The following is a 12153-nucleotide window of genomic DNA, read 5'->3' as shown; positions in this document are numbered from 1 at the left end:
GTTTGGAGCCAGGAATGAACACCTTCGAGCTCGGCGACTTCCCGCTCACCTCGGGTGACACGCTGCCCGGCGCCCGGCTGGCGTACCAGACCTTCGGTGAGCTCAACCAGGCCAAGGACAACGTGGTCGTGTTCCCGACCTTCCTCGGCGCCCCCGCCGAGGTGCTCAACGGCTGGATCGGCGAGAACCGCGCGCTCGATCCCCGCACCCACTTCATCGTGCTGCCCGGCCACTTCGGCCTCCCGCCGTCCTCCGCGCCGAGCAACACCCCGTCGCGGCCCTTCCCGGTCGTCAGCATCGCCGATGACGTCATCGCCCAGCAGCGGCTGCTGGAGGAGGTCTTCGGCGTCCGCGAGATCCGGCTGGCGCTCGGCTGGTCGATCGGCGCGATCCAGGTGTACGAGTGGGCGCTGCGCTTCGGCGACCTCGTACGGAGCATCGCCCCCATCGCCGGGGCGCCCACCCCGCCGCCGTGGACCAAGCTCTGGCTGAAGACGGTGGTGGAGGAGCCCATCACCGCGGACCCCAACTACGCCGGAGGCGCCTACACGGACGCGGCGAGCGTCAGCGGCGGCCTGGCCCGGGTCGGGCACGGCTCGGCGCTGACCGCCCCGCCCCGCACGTTCTACTACGCCGGCGCCGACGTCTGGCGCACCCTGGGCTTCGACAGCGTGGACGCGTTCGTCGAGGGCTTCTGGGAGGGCTTCTGGCTCCCGCAGGACCCCAACGACGTGGTCACCCAGGCCCGCAAGGCCCGCGCCGCCTGGCCGGGGGCCGAGGGCGAGTCCCTGCGGGAGGTCCTGGGCCGGATCAAGGCCAAGACCACGATCGCCGGCTTCACCGGCGACGCGCTGTTCCCGCCGGACGAGCTCAGGCAGTACGCCGAGTGGATCCCCGGCGCGACGTTCCGCCAGATCGACAGCGTCTACGGCCATCTGGCCACGTTCGGGCTGGCCGAGCCGGACGTGAAGGCCATCGACGACGTCATCAGACACGCGCTGGAGAGCTAGCCGTGGCCGAGGCGGAGTTCGTCAGGTTCCTGGAGGCGGCCCGGTCGGATCCCGGTCTGCTGGCCCGTTACTCCCCCATGGACCTTCCCCGGGTCCTGTTCCACGCCCGCAACGACGGGTTCGCCTTCACCGAGGACGATGCCGAGCGGGTCATCGGCCGGCTGGAGGCGGACGTCGTCATCCACAAGGACGGGGAGCCGTTCGACGGGAGCAGCACCCTGTGGCGGCACATGTGGGGCGCGCGTTACCTCGACTACCTGGTCGACCACGTGGTCGCCCGCTACTCCCGCGAGGAGCTGGCCGTGAACGAGCGAAGCGAGCGAACCAATCAACACAGCAAGCCGGCTTCGCTCACGGGGCCGCCGAAGGAGGCCCCGTGAGCGAAGCCAACGTCATCGGGTTCCTGCGCGGTCTGGCCGAGCGGCCGGACCTGGTCGACCGGCTCAAGGACAAGTCCAAGGACGAGGTCATCGCGGCCGCCGCCGCGGCCGGGCAGCCGTTCACCGCTCAGGAGTTCAACTCGTTGATCTGGGAGCTGGAGGGGCGGCTGGCGCACGAGCGCGGCGAGGAGTTCAACGAGCGGTTCCCGCTCTGGGGCCTGCTGTGGGGCCGGTACTACCTGGAGTTCCTCGTCTTCGACCTCGTCCCCAGCCTCGACGAGACCGGCCTGCTGGTCGGATTGGAGCACAAGTCATGATGCGAAACGCCCTCTACATCGGGCGCGAATGGAACGTCGAGCACAACCTGCGGGCGCCGGTGACCGGCGCCGAGCTCAGGTACACCGTGCTCGGCGAGGGCGAGCCCGTGCTGTGCATCCACGGCACCAGCATCGCCGACAGCCTCATCACCCCCATGCGGTTCTACCCGCCGCTGCTGCAGGACTACCAGCTCATCAGCTACTACCGGGCCGGCTACAACGGCAGCACGCTGGACAAGCCCGAGCTGAGCATCGAGGGCGGCGCGCAGCACGTCGCCGAGCTGCTCGACCACCTGGGCATCGAGAAGGCGCACATCATGGCCTTCTCGTTCGGCGGTGTGATCGCCTTCCAGTTCCTGCTGTCGTACCCGGAGCGGGCGCACAGCGCGATCCTGCTGGAGCCGTACCTGCCGCGTGAGGCGCCGGACGCGATCCAGGCCAACATCGACGCCTACATGAACGCGATGAAGCTGTACGAGACGGGCGACAAGCTCGGCGCGGCTCAGCTCTACATGGAGGCGGTGTGCGGGCCGAGCTTCCTGCCCGCGGTGGAGATGACCGGGCCGCTCGACGTGTGGGACCGCGTCGAGGCGTGCGTCGACACGACCTTCACCGTCGACTTCCCGGCGATCTCGCAGTGGGGCTTCAAGCCGTCGGAGGCCGACCGGCTGGTCACGCGGAAGCCGGACATGCCGGTGCTGGCGGTGATGGGCCTCGACAGCGAGTCGGCGATGCCCGGGTTCCGCGACGCGCAGCGCTTCCTCATGGACTGGCTGCCGCAGGCGGAGCGGTGCGGCATCCCCAACGCCACGCACGGGCTGCAGAGCATGAACCCGGTGGCCGTCGGCGAGGCCGCTCACACCTTCCTCAAGCGCAACCCCATGTGAGCCCCGTGCGCCCCGTCACCGGGGCGCACGTCTCATCCACGGCGCCGACCTCACCCCAGTCACGCGAAGTCGTAGCCGAGCCGGACGGTCACCGTGAGGGACTGGCGGCCGGGACTGATGGAGGCGCTGGTCTCGGCCACCGCGGCGGCCATGGTGATGGGCTGGGGGCCGCCGCCCCTGACGTCCTCGCTCACCGAGACCACCCGGCCCAGCGGGCGCCCGGCCAGCTCGGCGTAGTGGGCGGCCTTGGCGGCGGCGTCGCGGAAGGCCCGGGTACGCGCCTCCCTCAGGACGCCCGACGGGTCCGACACCTCGAACGCCAGGCCGTTCAGCCGGGCCTCCTCCCCCACCCCGGCGACCGTGTCGATGACGTGGTCGGCCCTGGACAGGTCGCGGACGATCACCTCCACCCCCTGGACCGCCCGGTAGGCGGCCACTTTCGGGTAGACCTCGTATTCCGGGCCCAGCGACAGCTCCACCGTGCGCACGTCCTGCGCGGCGATGCCCTCCCGGGCCAGGGCCTCGGCCAGCCGGGCGGCGGCGGCCCGGACGGCGGTGAAGGAATCCGCGGCGGAGGCCCGGCGGACCTCGACGCCCGCGTGCAGCCGCAGGATGTCGGGTGCGGCCAGGACGGCGCCCTCGCCGACGACGGTGATGTCCACGCCTACTCCCTCGAACGGGTCCCGCATCGATCCTAGAACGCTCGGCGTCATCCCGCCCGGCCGATGCCCGGCGCGCCCAGGACGGCCTCCGCGACCGCCCCGGGATTTTCGAGCTGGATCTGGTGCCCGCATTCCGGCAGGCGTACGAGTGTGGCGGACAGGGCCCCGGCCAGCCGCGCGTGGCCCAGCTCCCGCCCACCGGCGCTGATCACGGTGACCGGCACGCCGGGGAACTGCGTCTCCTCCCGCACCCGCAGCAGGTCGGCGACCATGTCGCGACGGGCCAGCCACTCCCCCGCCGCCGCGGCGAGCACCTTGCCCGTGCGGTAGACGCCGTACGGGTCGGGCACGCCGACGAGCAGCCGGTGGGCGGCGGGCCCGGCGAGGCGGGCCACGGCGGTCGCGCCCCACGTGCCGCCCAGGGCGGGCAGCCACTGGCCCGCGGTCCTGGCCGGCGTGGACGGCTTGCGCTCCGTGACCGGGGCCGGATCCACCAGGACGAGCTTGGCCACCCGCAGCGGGTGCAGCCTGGCGAACGCCTCCGCGTGCCAGCAGGCCACGCCGTGGGCGACGACGGTCACCTGCTCGGGATGGGACGGGGCCAGCGCGGCCAGGCGGGCCACCTCGGTGTACAGGGTGGGCGGGGCGGTCGCGTGCGGGCTGAGGCCGAGACCGCAGCGGTCGAAGCGGATGACGTGGCGGGTCCCGGCCAGCAGCCCGGCCACCGCGCCCCAGTGGAACCAGGCGCCCCCGAGCTCGGCCGTGATCAGCACGACGGGCCCGGCGCCCTGCTCGACCACGTGCGGCCCGGCGTATCCGCCGTCGTGATCGACCGCCTCGGCCGTGATCGGCGGGACGGGCGGGTCGTCGGTGATGAGCAGGTGGACGGCCACGTACACCAGCCAGACCGCGAACAGCGTGAGCTGCGCCCGGTGGGCCAGCCCCACCCCGTGCCGGTCGGCGAGCGCGGCGGCGGTGAGCAGCGTGGCCGCCAGCCCCAGCCACGTGAACAGCCACGACACCCACGACCGCCAGCGCGCGCTGAGCAGCACCATCGCGGCCAGCAGGGCGGCCGTGCCCAGCGCCCCGGCCAGTTGATGCACGTGGTGCGCGGACGACACGATCCGCCGCCCGCAGTACGGGTCGCTCAGCGTGGCGCAGTCCAGCGGGAACAGCCCGGCCGCGAACGTGAACACCCCGAACGCCGCCAGCGCCAGCCAGGCCTGCCACTCGCGCGCCACCCTCGGCACGAGCGCCACCCCGGCCGCGCAGGCCAGCCCCGCCAGCGCGTCGCTGGTGCGGAACAGCCGCGTCCACGGCTGGTCGCGGGCGGCCAGCTCGCTGACGTACCCGTCGGTCCTGTCGACCTCCGGCGTGGTGAACTGGCCGGTGATCCACGCACTGCCCAGCACGGCCGCCACGATGAACGCGGAAGCCGCGAGGACGTACAACCTTCGCTCCACGTGATCATTAGATCACCCAGGGTGTCCGGTCAGAGGCCGGGCGCGCCCCAGACCGGGAACCATCGGCCGAGATCCTCCTCCAGCGGCAGCTCTCCCTCGAGGGCACCCCTGACCTGCAGTTCGAGCGCGTTGTCCCGCCTCTGGCCGGCGAGCGGGGCGAACGGGTAGAAGGTCCCGCGTTTGTAGAGGTACACGAGGGCCAGGCGGCGGCCGTCGCCTTCGGACCGGAACGACACCAGCGAGCACAGCAGCGACGGCCCGAACCCGGCCGACTCCAGCGACGAGTTGACGGCGTGCAGCTCGGTGACCAGGTCGCCGAGCGCGTCGGGCTCGCGGCGCACCAGGAGCCAGGTGTAGCCGTAGGAGTCGCGCGACTCCTCGACGCGCTCGCCGAGCAGCTCCTTGACGTCGCGTTCCAGCGTGGCGAACGCCCCGCCCTCCGCGGCCCTGAAGGCCACCGAGCCGAGGCCCGTGGGCACCAGCCCGGTCGCGGCCTGCAGCGTCACGGCCGCCGACGGCAGCGCGAACAGCGCGTCGAGGTTGGGCTTGACCGGCTTCGACCGGCCGAGCAGGGCGTCCAGCCAGCCCATGCCGAGGCTCAGCCCCTTCCGAGCTGCCGGGAGATGTCCGACAGCTGTGCCAGCCGCCGTTCGAGCGGCGGGTGGGTGGAGAACAGGTTCGCCAGCGTCTGGCCCGGGGCCGCCGCCGGGGCGAAGTAGAAGGCGTTGAACGGCGCCGCCTCGCGCAGGTCCTGGGTCGGGATCCTGGCCATGTCGCCGGTGATCTTGACCAGCGCGCTCGCCAGGGCCGAAGGGCGCTGGGTGAGCAGGGCTCCGGCGCGGTCGGCCGCCAGCTCGCGGTAGCGCGACAGGGCGCGGGTGAGCAGGAAGCTGATCGCGTACACGATGACGGAGACGAGCAGGATGATCAGCCCGACGGGCACCCCGCCCTGGTTGCCGTTGCGGCGGCCGCCCAGCCCCGCGTAGAGGGCGAACCTGGTCATCAGCCCCGCCACGATGCCCAGGAACGAGGCGATCGTCATGACGGCGACGTCGCGGTGGGCGACGTGCGACAACTCGTGCGAGAGAACCCCTTCGAGCTCCTGGGGCTCCAGGCGGCGCAGAATGCCGGTCGTCACGCAGACGACGGCCTTCTTCTGGTTGCGGCCGGTGGCGAACGCGTTGGGGACGTCGGAATCCGCGATCGCCACCCGCGGCTTGGGCATGTCCGCGAGCGCGCACAGCCGGTCGATCATGCCGTGCAGCTCGGGAGCCTCCTGAGGCGAGACCTCCCGCCCGTGCATCGCGAACAGCGCGATGCGGTCGGACAGGAAGTACTGCACGAACAGCAGGCCCCCGGCTATCACCAGCACGCTCAGCGCCCGTACGCCCAGGGCGATCAGGACGCCGATGAACACGACGTAGAGCAGCCCGAGCAGGAACATCGTCACGACCATGCGGGTGGTCAGCCCGCGGTCGGACGCGAACCGCGTACCCACGGCTCAGCCCGGGATGAGGCCCTGGTCGCCCAGCATCTCCCGGACCTCCTCGATCGAGGCGTCCGCGGGGGGAAGGATCAGCTCTGACGGCTCAAGGCTGTCGTCGGGAAGCGCCTTGCCCACCTGGCGCACCTTGTCGAGCAACGCGTGCAGCTTCGTACGGAAGATCGGCTCGTCGCCGACCTCGATGGCCGCCTCGAGCTCGGTGTCGAGCTCGTTGAGCACCGCGATGTCGTCGGCGGAGATCTGTACCTGGCCTTCGCCCATGATCCTGACAATCATGCCGGCTCCCCAGGCTGACGAAGCTGCTGGGTCCCGCCGTGCTGCTGCGGCTGCGCCTGGGGCTGGGCCTGCTGCTGCGGCTGGCCCTGCTCGATGGCGCTCTTGGGCGCGGGGCCCTGGCCCAGCTCGGCCTTCATCCTGGCCAGCTCCAGCTCGACGTCCATGCCGCCGCCCATGCGGTCGAGCTCGGCCTGGATGTCGTCGCCGCGGGAGCCGGTGTAGTCGTCGAGCGCGCCGCTGGCCAGCAGCTCGTCGATCGCGCCGGCGCGGGCCTGCATCTGCGCCGTCTTGTCCTCGGCGCGCTGGATCGCCAGGCCGACGTCGCCCATCTCCTCGGAGATGCCGGAGAAGGCCTCGTTGATCCGGGTCTGCGCCTCGGCGGCGGTGTAGGTGGCCTTGATCGTCTCCTTCTTCGTACGGAAGGCGTCGACCTTGGCCTGCAGCCGCTGGGAAGCCGTGGTGAGCTTCTCCTCCTCGGCCTGCAGGTTGTCGTGCTGCAGCTTCAGGTCGGCCATCTGCGTCTGCAGATTGGAGCGACGCTGCAGCGCCTCGCGGGCGAGGTCCTCGCGCCCGACGGACAGCGCCTTGCGGCCCTGCTCCTCAAGGCGCTGGGCCTGCTTCTCGAGGCCGGTTACCTGGAGCTCGACCCGCTTACGCGACGTGGCGACGTCGGCCACACCCCGGCGCACCTTCTGCAGCAGCTCGAGCTGCCGCTGATAGGAGTAGTCAAGGGTCTCGCGCGGATCCTCCATCTTGTCCAAGGCCTTGTTGGCCTTGGACTTGAAGATCATCGAAAGTCTCTTCATCACGCTCATGCGCGTCGGCCGTCCCCTTCTAGGTCGTGCTGGTGTTCACCCAATGCAGCGCAGCCGCCTTGGGATTACCCTACGCATAACGCACGAGGGCGTCACTAAGTTGCAGTCCAGGTAGGGTTGACGTCGTGTTGCGACGCCGTTCCCAAACCTCCGTGGACGACACCCCCGTCCCCGATGACGATCCTAAGCCCCAGGGTAAAGGTCGTCCCACTCCCAAGCGCCGTGATCAGGAGAGCAAACGGCGCCAGCCGGTCCATGCACCGAAAGACCGTAAAGAGGCCTATCGGCAGATGCGGACCAAGCAGGCTGCCGAGCGCGACAGGGCCCGCCAGGGCATGCTCGCAGGTGACGAGCGGTATTTTCCTGCTCGTGACAAGGGCGCAGCGCGCAAGTTCGCGCGTGAATGGGTCGATTCCCGGCGGCTGCCGAGCCAGTATTTCCTGCCGTTCTCGCTACTGATCCTGCTGGCGACGTGGATTCCGTGGCCCATGTCGATCCGCACCGCGGTGCTGGGATACACGGTCACCATCGGCTGGCCGATCATGATGATCGGCGTGCTGTTCACCTCCGTCTACGTGGCGTGGAAGGTGAAGCGCCTGGTGGCGGAGAAGCTGCCCCAGGAGAGCACCCGGGGCGTGGGCTTCTACGCGGCCATGCGGGCGCTGCAGATCCGCAAGCTGCGCTTCCCGCCGCCCACGGTGCTGCCGGGCGGCAAGCCGGTGCCCAAGAAGTAGCCGTCCCCGGCCTCCGGGGACGGCTCGCTCACAGAGCGTCGGACCAGCGGAGCAGGCCGCCCTTGACCGTGGCCCGCGCCCCGAACATGGGGCGGCCCTTCTCCAGCGCGTCCGCCATGTCGCGCAGCATCGCGTGGTACGAGGGCCAGATCGGTTCCGGCCCCACCATCGACGCCACCACGTGGCCGCTGTCCGCGTCGACCTCGATCAGGGTGCCGACGCGGATCAGCCGGCCGATCGGGTCGCCCCTGCCGACCCGCGCGGCGCAGCTCTCCCGCCACTGGTCGCGGATCTCGCGCACGCCGAGCACCCGCTCCTCGCCGAAGCTGAAGCGGGCCCCGGGCGGGCCGGACATGCCGTTGTGGCGCAGCAGCGAGGCCCTCAGGTCGTCGGGGAACTCCAGGCCCGTCTGGGCCTCGGCGAGCGCGACGGTGCCGGCCCTGCCGGGGGCGCCCAGCGAGGCGTACGTCCGGGGCGCGTGCTCCCGCAGCCACCGCTCGATGCGCCGCCACTGCCGGTTCACCGCCGCCCGCACGCGGGGGCTGATCGGGCGTACCGTCGCCTGACCGCTCAACATGCACGCGGCCGGGATGCCCGGAGGCGGCGCCGGGGCCGTGGCGACCGGCGTGGGCGCGACAGGCGTGGGTGTGGGCGCCGGGCTCTTTCCGTCGGCGCCCATCGTCACGCCCATGACCGACTGCTGAATCTGGTGGACGGCCGACCGCACCTCGGACGCCGCCTGCGGCCCCGTGGGGATGAGGGCGGCGCCCAGTGCCAGCGCCACCACTCCCGCGATGGCGACCCACGCCAGGCCCATCCGCGCGTGTGCGACCGCCTGCGGGGCCGGAGGCGCGGGCGGCTTGACGGGCATCCGGGCGCGGCGGCGCAGCCGTACCCCGATCGCGGTCAGGATGGCCGCCGTCAGCGCCAGCCGTACGAGCTTCAGCACGTCGCGCACCCTATCCCGAAACCAATCACCCCATGGACCGGGATTAAGGTCGGATCCATGGAATTCCGACACCTCGGTCGTAGTGGTCTCAAAGTCAGCGAGATCAGCTACGGAAACTGGCTCACCCACGGCTCCCAGGTCGAGGAGGACGCCGCCAAGCAGTGCGTGCAGGCGGCGCTCGACGAGGGCATCACCACGTTCGACACCGCGGACGTCTACGCGGCGACGAAGGCCGAGGAGGTGCTCGGCCGCGCGCTGAAGGGCGTGCGAAGGGAGTCGCTGGAGATCTTCACCAAGGTCTACTGGCCGACCGGCCCCGGCCAGAACGACCGCGGCCTGTCACGCAAGCACATCACCGAGTCCATCAACGGCTCGCTGCGCCGCCTGCAGACCGACTACGTCGACCTGTACCAGGCGCACCGGTTCGACTACGAGACGCCGCTGGAGGAGACGCTCAAGACGTTCGACGACCTCGTACGCCAGGGCAAGGTCCTCTACATCGGCGTCAGCGAGTGGAGCGCCGACCAGATCGCCCAGGCGCTGAAGATCGCCGACGAGATGGGCTTCGACCGGATCGTCTCGAACCAGCCCCAGTACTCGATGCTGTGGCGGATCATCGAGGGCGAGATCGTGCCGCTCAGCGAGAAGGAGGGCATCGGCCAGATCGTCTGGTCGCCCATCGGCCAGGGCGTGCTCACGGGCAAGTACCTGCCCGGGCAGCAGCCGCCGGAGGGCTCCCGGGCCACCGACGGCAGCGGCAGCGCCATGATCGCCCGGTTCATGAACGACGACGTGCTGACCCGCGTCCAGGAGCTCAAGCCGATCGCCGCCGACCTCGGGCTGAGCATGGCGCAGCTGGCCGTCGCGTGGGTGCTGCAGAACCCGAACGTCTCCAGCGCCATCGTCGGGGCCAGCCGCCCCGAGCAGGTGCGTGACAACGTCAAGGCCGCGGGCGTGAAGCTGGACGCCGACGTGCTCAAGCGGATCGACGACGTGCTGGACCCGGTCGTGGAGCGCGACCCGGCCAAGACGCAGAGCCCGCGCACCCGCCCGTAATCCGTCCCCACCCGAGAAACAGCCCCTTGAGCCACAATGGCGCTCAAGGGGCTTTTCATTTACCGCAGATCACTCCTGGCGCAATGACAAACCCGTGTACTCCACGCGGTCCTCTTCGAGCAAGGCCACCTGCTCAACTCCCGATTCGAGCAGGTCACGCCAGTTCTCGCCAAGCCAGGACTCCGCGTCCGCCTGGCTCGGAAAAACTTCTCGCGGCAAGGGGCGATCCGTTACCTCACCACCATTTGCATTTTCATAACGCCACCGCCATGTCATGCCATACGCTCCTTTTCCGCGGGTTCGCCGGCGCACCCTCCGCAGGCACTGGAACCCTACTCCCGAGCTTGGAGGTCAATCGATGCTGCGCGCGTATCGTGTTGCGGCCGGGGTCGCCCTCGGGGCGGCCGCCTTCCTCTCGCTCCCCTCCTCCGCTCTCGCCGACCCCGGGGTCCCGCGGACGTGGAGCGCGTGGCAGAGCGACGGGACGGCCTGGCTGGCCGTGACGGCCGACGCCGCCCCGCCGGACGGCTCCGTCATCGGATGGCGCTTCTCCGTGGCCCCGGACGGGGCGAGGGGCGAGTCCCCCGGCGGGGACCTGCCGTCGTTCCAGGCGGTGTGCGGCCGGGACGCGGCCGGGTCCGGGCACAAGCGCGTGGTGGTCGCGGTGGACTTCGGCGACGGGGAGGCCGACGCCTACCCCGGCGAGCGGACTCCTGGGCAGAGCGCGCCGAAGTGCGTCGCGGGCGCCGAGGACGCCACCGCCGCCCAGCTCCTCGCCTCCACCGCCAAGGTCCGGGTGAACGCCCAGGGGGCCGTCGTGGCGGTCGCGGACTATCCGTTCAGGGAGAGGGGCGGCACCGACCTGGCGGCCGCCGCCGCGTCCGCGGCGCCGTCCGGGAGCGGCCTGCAGATCACGCTGGTCGCGGCCGGCGCGGGCGCCATCGCCCTGCTGGCGGGCGGCGCCGTGGCGGCCACCCGCCGCCGCTCCAGGACCCGCGTCTGACCTGGAACGTTCCATCCATCCGGCCGCCCCAGGACGCTACGCTCGGCGCGGTGAAAATCCTTGTCTCCGGTACGGCGGGCGGCGCGGGATGGCCGGAGCCCGGCTGCCGGTGCGCCTCGTGCGCCGGGCTCCCGTCCGGCCACCGACGCCCGTTCGAGCTGGTCGTGGACGGCGTGGCCCGCTTCCCCTTCGACGATCCGCCGAGCGGCTACCGGGCCCGCGCGGGCGGGCTGGGGCTGGCCGGCCCCGACGGCTCCCGGCTGCTCTGCCTCCCACAGAGCCTCCCACGGGGCCGGCCGGTGCCGGTGGACGGGCCCGCCAGGTACGACGTGGTGCTGATCGACCTGCTCGACCGGCCCGAGCGGCTAGGAGAGCTGCGGCGGGCGGGGCTGGCGGACGACCGGACCGCGGTGGTGGCCGTCGGGCTGGACCACCGGATCCGCTCGGAGGAGGAGCTGGCCAGGCGCCTGCGGCTGTGGGGCGCGTCGGCCGTTCCCGACGGGACGGTGCTGGAGACCGGGCTGGCGCTCCCCGGGACGGCCATCGGGAGGCAACCCGGCGACGGTGGCGTGACGGCGCCGTGGCGGACGTTGCTGCTGGGCGGGTCGCGGTCAGGGAAGTCGGCCGAGGCCGAGCTGCGGCTGGCGGCCGAGCCGTACGTCACCTATGTGGCCACCGGCCCGAGCGGCGCGGGGGACGGCGAGTGGGCGGCCCGCGTGCGGGCGCACCGGGAGCGGCGGCCCGCGCACTGGGCCACCGTCGAGACCGCCGACCTCGTCTCGGCCATCGGGCAGGCCACCGCGCCGCTGCTGATCGACGGGCTCGGGACGTGGCTGACGGCGGTGTTCGACGAGCACGGGGCCTGGGAGGGCGACCGCGCGCCCGTCCGCGAACGCTGCGACGAGCTCGTGGCGGCCTGGCGGCAGACACCCGTGCGCCTCGTGGCGGTCTCCGACGAGGTGGGGATGGGTGTGGTGCCCGCCACGCCGAGCGGGCGGGCCTTCCGGGACGCGCTCGGCCGTCTCAACGAACGCCTCGCCGCCGAGTCCGAGTACGTGGCGCTGGTGGTGGCGGGGCGCCTGCTGGAGCTGTGACCG

16 protein-coding genes are annotated in these 12153 nt (G+C 71.7%); 8 read left to right on the top strand and 8 right to left on the bottom strand.

Annotated features, from left to right (window positions below; all coding sequences use genetic code 11):
• The first annotated feature begins 14 nt into the window (after positions 1 to 14).
• The 4 genes from AB0J87_RS08250 to AB0J87_RS08235 are packed head-to-tail and all read left to right on the top strand — an operon-like array spanning position 15 to position 2594.
• The gene (locus tag AB0J87_RS08250; RefSeq protein ID WP_363963418.1) at positions 15 to 1010 is read left to right on the top strand and encodes an alpha/beta fold hydrolase; all 996 of its coding nucleotides are present in this window, start codon (positions 15 to 17) and stop codon (positions 1008 to 1010) included.
• Positions 1011 to 1012: 2 nt separating this feature from the next.
• On the top strand, positions 1013 to 1390 hold the full coding sequence (locus tag AB0J87_RS08245; RefSeq protein ID WP_363963416.1) for a Nif11-like leader peptide family natural product precursor: 378 nt from the start codon (positions 1013 to 1015) through the stop codon (positions 1388 to 1390).
• Positions 1387 to 1707 carry a Nif11 family protein gene (locus AB0J87_RS08240; RefSeq protein WP_363963414.1) on the top strand — a complete coding sequence of 107 codons (321 nt, stop codon included), beginning with the start codon at positions 1387 to 1389 and terminating at the stop codon, positions 1705 to 1707. Before AB0J87_RS08245 ends, AB0J87_RS08240 begins: the two co-directional genes overlap by 4 nt.
• Positions 1704 to 2594, top strand: a complete 891-nt coding sequence (locus AB0J87_RS08235) for an alpha/beta hydrolase (protein ID WP_363963412.1) — start codon at positions 1704 to 1706, stop codon at positions 2592 to 2594. Before AB0J87_RS08240 ends, AB0J87_RS08235 begins: the two co-directional genes overlap by 4 nt.
• Positions 2595 to 2653: 59 nt before the next feature.
• Here AB0J87_RS08235 and AB0J87_RS08230 read toward each other — a convergent pair whose 3' ends face one another.
• From AB0J87_RS08230 to AB0J87_RS08205, 6 genes are read right to left on the bottom strand one after another with little or no spacing between them, the layout of a single operon-like run.
• Positions 2654 to 3256, bottom strand: coding sequence for an SIMPL domain-containing protein (locus tag AB0J87_RS08230; RefSeq protein WP_363963410.1), 603 nt, complete (start codon positions 3254 to 3256; stop codon positions 2654 to 2656).
• A gap of 47 nt (positions 3257 to 3303) precedes the next feature.
• A complete protein-coding gene (locus AB0J87_RS08225; RefSeq protein WP_363963408.1) occupies positions 3304 to 4719 on the bottom strand; it encodes an alpha/beta fold hydrolase in 1416 nt (471 codons plus the stop codon).
• Between the two features lie 29 nt (positions 4720 to 4748).
• Positions 4749 to 5309, bottom strand: coding sequence for a hypothetical protein (locus tag AB0J87_RS08220; protein ID WP_363963406.1), 561 nt, complete (start codon positions 5307 to 5309; stop codon positions 4749 to 4751).
• Between the two features lie 8 nt (positions 5310 to 5317).
• Positions 5318 to 6217 carry a zinc metalloprotease HtpX gene (gene htpX / locus AB0J87_RS08215; RefSeq protein WP_363963404.1) on the bottom strand — a complete coding sequence of 300 codons (900 nt, stop codon included), beginning with the start codon at positions 6215 to 6217 and terminating at the stop codon, positions 5318 to 5320.
• Positions 6218 to 6220: 3 nt separating this feature from the next.
• Positions 6221 to 6499 carry a hypothetical protein gene (locus AB0J87_RS08210; RefSeq protein ID WP_185072836.1) on the bottom strand — a complete coding sequence of 93 codons (279 nt, stop codon included), beginning with the start codon at positions 6497 to 6499 and terminating at the stop codon, positions 6221 to 6223.
• Complete coding sequence (locus tag AB0J87_RS08205) at positions 6496 to 7314, bottom strand: PspA/IM30 family protein (protein ID WP_363963402.1); 819 nt, start codon at positions 7312 to 7314, stop codon at positions 6496 to 6498. Before AB0J87_RS08205 ends, AB0J87_RS08210 begins: the two co-directional genes overlap by 4 nt.
• A 152-nt stretch (positions 7315 to 7466) precedes the next feature.
• On the opposite strand from AB0J87_RS08205, the gene AB0J87_RS08200 reads away from it, so the two are divergent.
• The gene (locus AB0J87_RS08200) at positions 7467 to 8048 is read left to right on the top strand and encodes a DUF3043 domain-containing protein (RefSeq protein WP_357729227.1); all 582 of its coding nucleotides are present in this window, start codon (positions 7467 to 7469) and stop codon (positions 8046 to 8048) included.
• Between the two features lie 28 nt (positions 8049 to 8076).
• On the opposite strand, the gene AB0J87_RS08195 is transcribed toward AB0J87_RS08200, so the two are convergent.
• On the bottom strand, positions 8077 to 8997 hold the full coding sequence (locus AB0J87_RS08195; RefSeq protein ID WP_363963400.1) for a hypothetical protein: 921 nt from the start codon (positions 8995 to 8997) through the stop codon (positions 8077 to 8079).
• Positions 8998 to 9054: 57 nt separating this feature from the next.
• On the opposite strand from AB0J87_RS08195, the gene AB0J87_RS08190 reads away from it, so the two are divergent.
• On the top strand, positions 9055 to 10053 hold the full coding sequence (locus AB0J87_RS08190; RefSeq protein ID WP_350728858.1) for an aldo/keto reductase family protein: 999 nt from the start codon (positions 9055 to 9057) through the stop codon (positions 10051 to 10053).
• 69 nt (positions 10054 to 10122) lie between these two features.
• Here AB0J87_RS08190 and AB0J87_RS08185 read toward each other — a convergent pair whose 3' ends face one another.
• Positions 10123 to 10329, bottom strand: coding sequence for a hypothetical protein (locus tag AB0J87_RS08185; RefSeq protein ID WP_185072832.1), 207 nt, complete (start codon positions 10327 to 10329; stop codon positions 10123 to 10125).
• 82 nt (positions 10330 to 10411) lie between these two features.
• On the opposite strand from AB0J87_RS08185, the gene AB0J87_RS08180 reads away from it, so the two are divergent.
• Together AB0J87_RS08180 and AB0J87_RS08175 are read left to right on the top strand one after the other, a co-directional pair.
• Positions 10412 to 11056 (top strand): SCO2322 family protein, encoded by a 645-nt coding sequence (locus AB0J87_RS08180; protein WP_363963397.1) that lies wholly within the window; start codon positions 10412 to 10414, stop codon positions 11054 to 11056.
• 50 nt (positions 11057 to 11106) lie between these two features.
• The gene (locus AB0J87_RS08175) at positions 11107 to 12150 is read left to right on the top strand and encodes a bifunctional adenosylcobinamide kinase/adenosylcobinamide-phosphate guanylyltransferase (protein ID WP_363963395.1); all 1044 of its coding nucleotides are present in this window, start codon (positions 11107 to 11109) and stop codon (positions 12148 to 12150) included.
• Positions 12151 to 12153: the final 3 nt, after the last annotated feature.

The sequence above is a fragment of the Nonomuraea sp. NPDC049625 genome (assembly GCF_040675285.1).
Classification (GTDB): Bacteria; Actinomycetota; Actinomycetes; order Streptosporangiales; family Streptosporangiaceae; genus Nonomuraea; species Nonomuraea angiospora_A.
The sequence above is the reverse complement of the archived record's forward strand: the minus strand, read 5'-3'. Positions and strand labels throughout refer to the sequence as shown.

Coding starts and splice junctions, on each gene's coding strand:
- AB0J87_RS08220 (WP_363963406.1), bottom strand. CDS start 5,309: ATGGGCTGGCTGGACGCCCTGCTCGGCCGGTCGAAGCCGGTCAAGCCC.
- AB0J87_RS08250 (WP_363963418.1), top strand. CDS start 15: ATGAACACCTTCGAGCTCGGCGACTTCCCGCTCACCTCGGGTGACACG.
- AB0J87_RS08210 (WP_185072836.1), bottom strand. CDS start 6,499: ATGATTGTCAGGATCATGGGCGAAGGCCAGGTACAGATCTCCGCCGAC.
- AB0J87_RS08235 (WP_363963412.1), top strand. CDS start 1,704: ATGATGCGAAACGCCCTCTACATCGGGCGCGAATGGAACGTCGAGCAC.
- AB0J87_RS08180 (WP_363963397.1), top strand. CDS start 10,412: ATGCTGCGCGCGTATCGTGTTGCGGCCGGGGTCGCCCTCGGGGCGGCC.
- AB0J87_RS08190 (WP_350728858.1), top strand. CDS start 9,055: ATGGAATTCCGACACCTCGGTCGTAGTGGTCTCAAAGTCAGCGAGATC.
- AB0J87_RS08205 (WP_363963402.1), bottom strand. CDS start 7,314: ATGAGCGTGATGAAGAGACTTTCGATGATCTTCAAGTCCAAGGCCAAC.
- AB0J87_RS08185 (WP_185072832.1), bottom strand. CDS start 10,329: ATGACATGGCGGTGGCGTTATGAAAATGCAAATGGTGGTGAGGTAACG.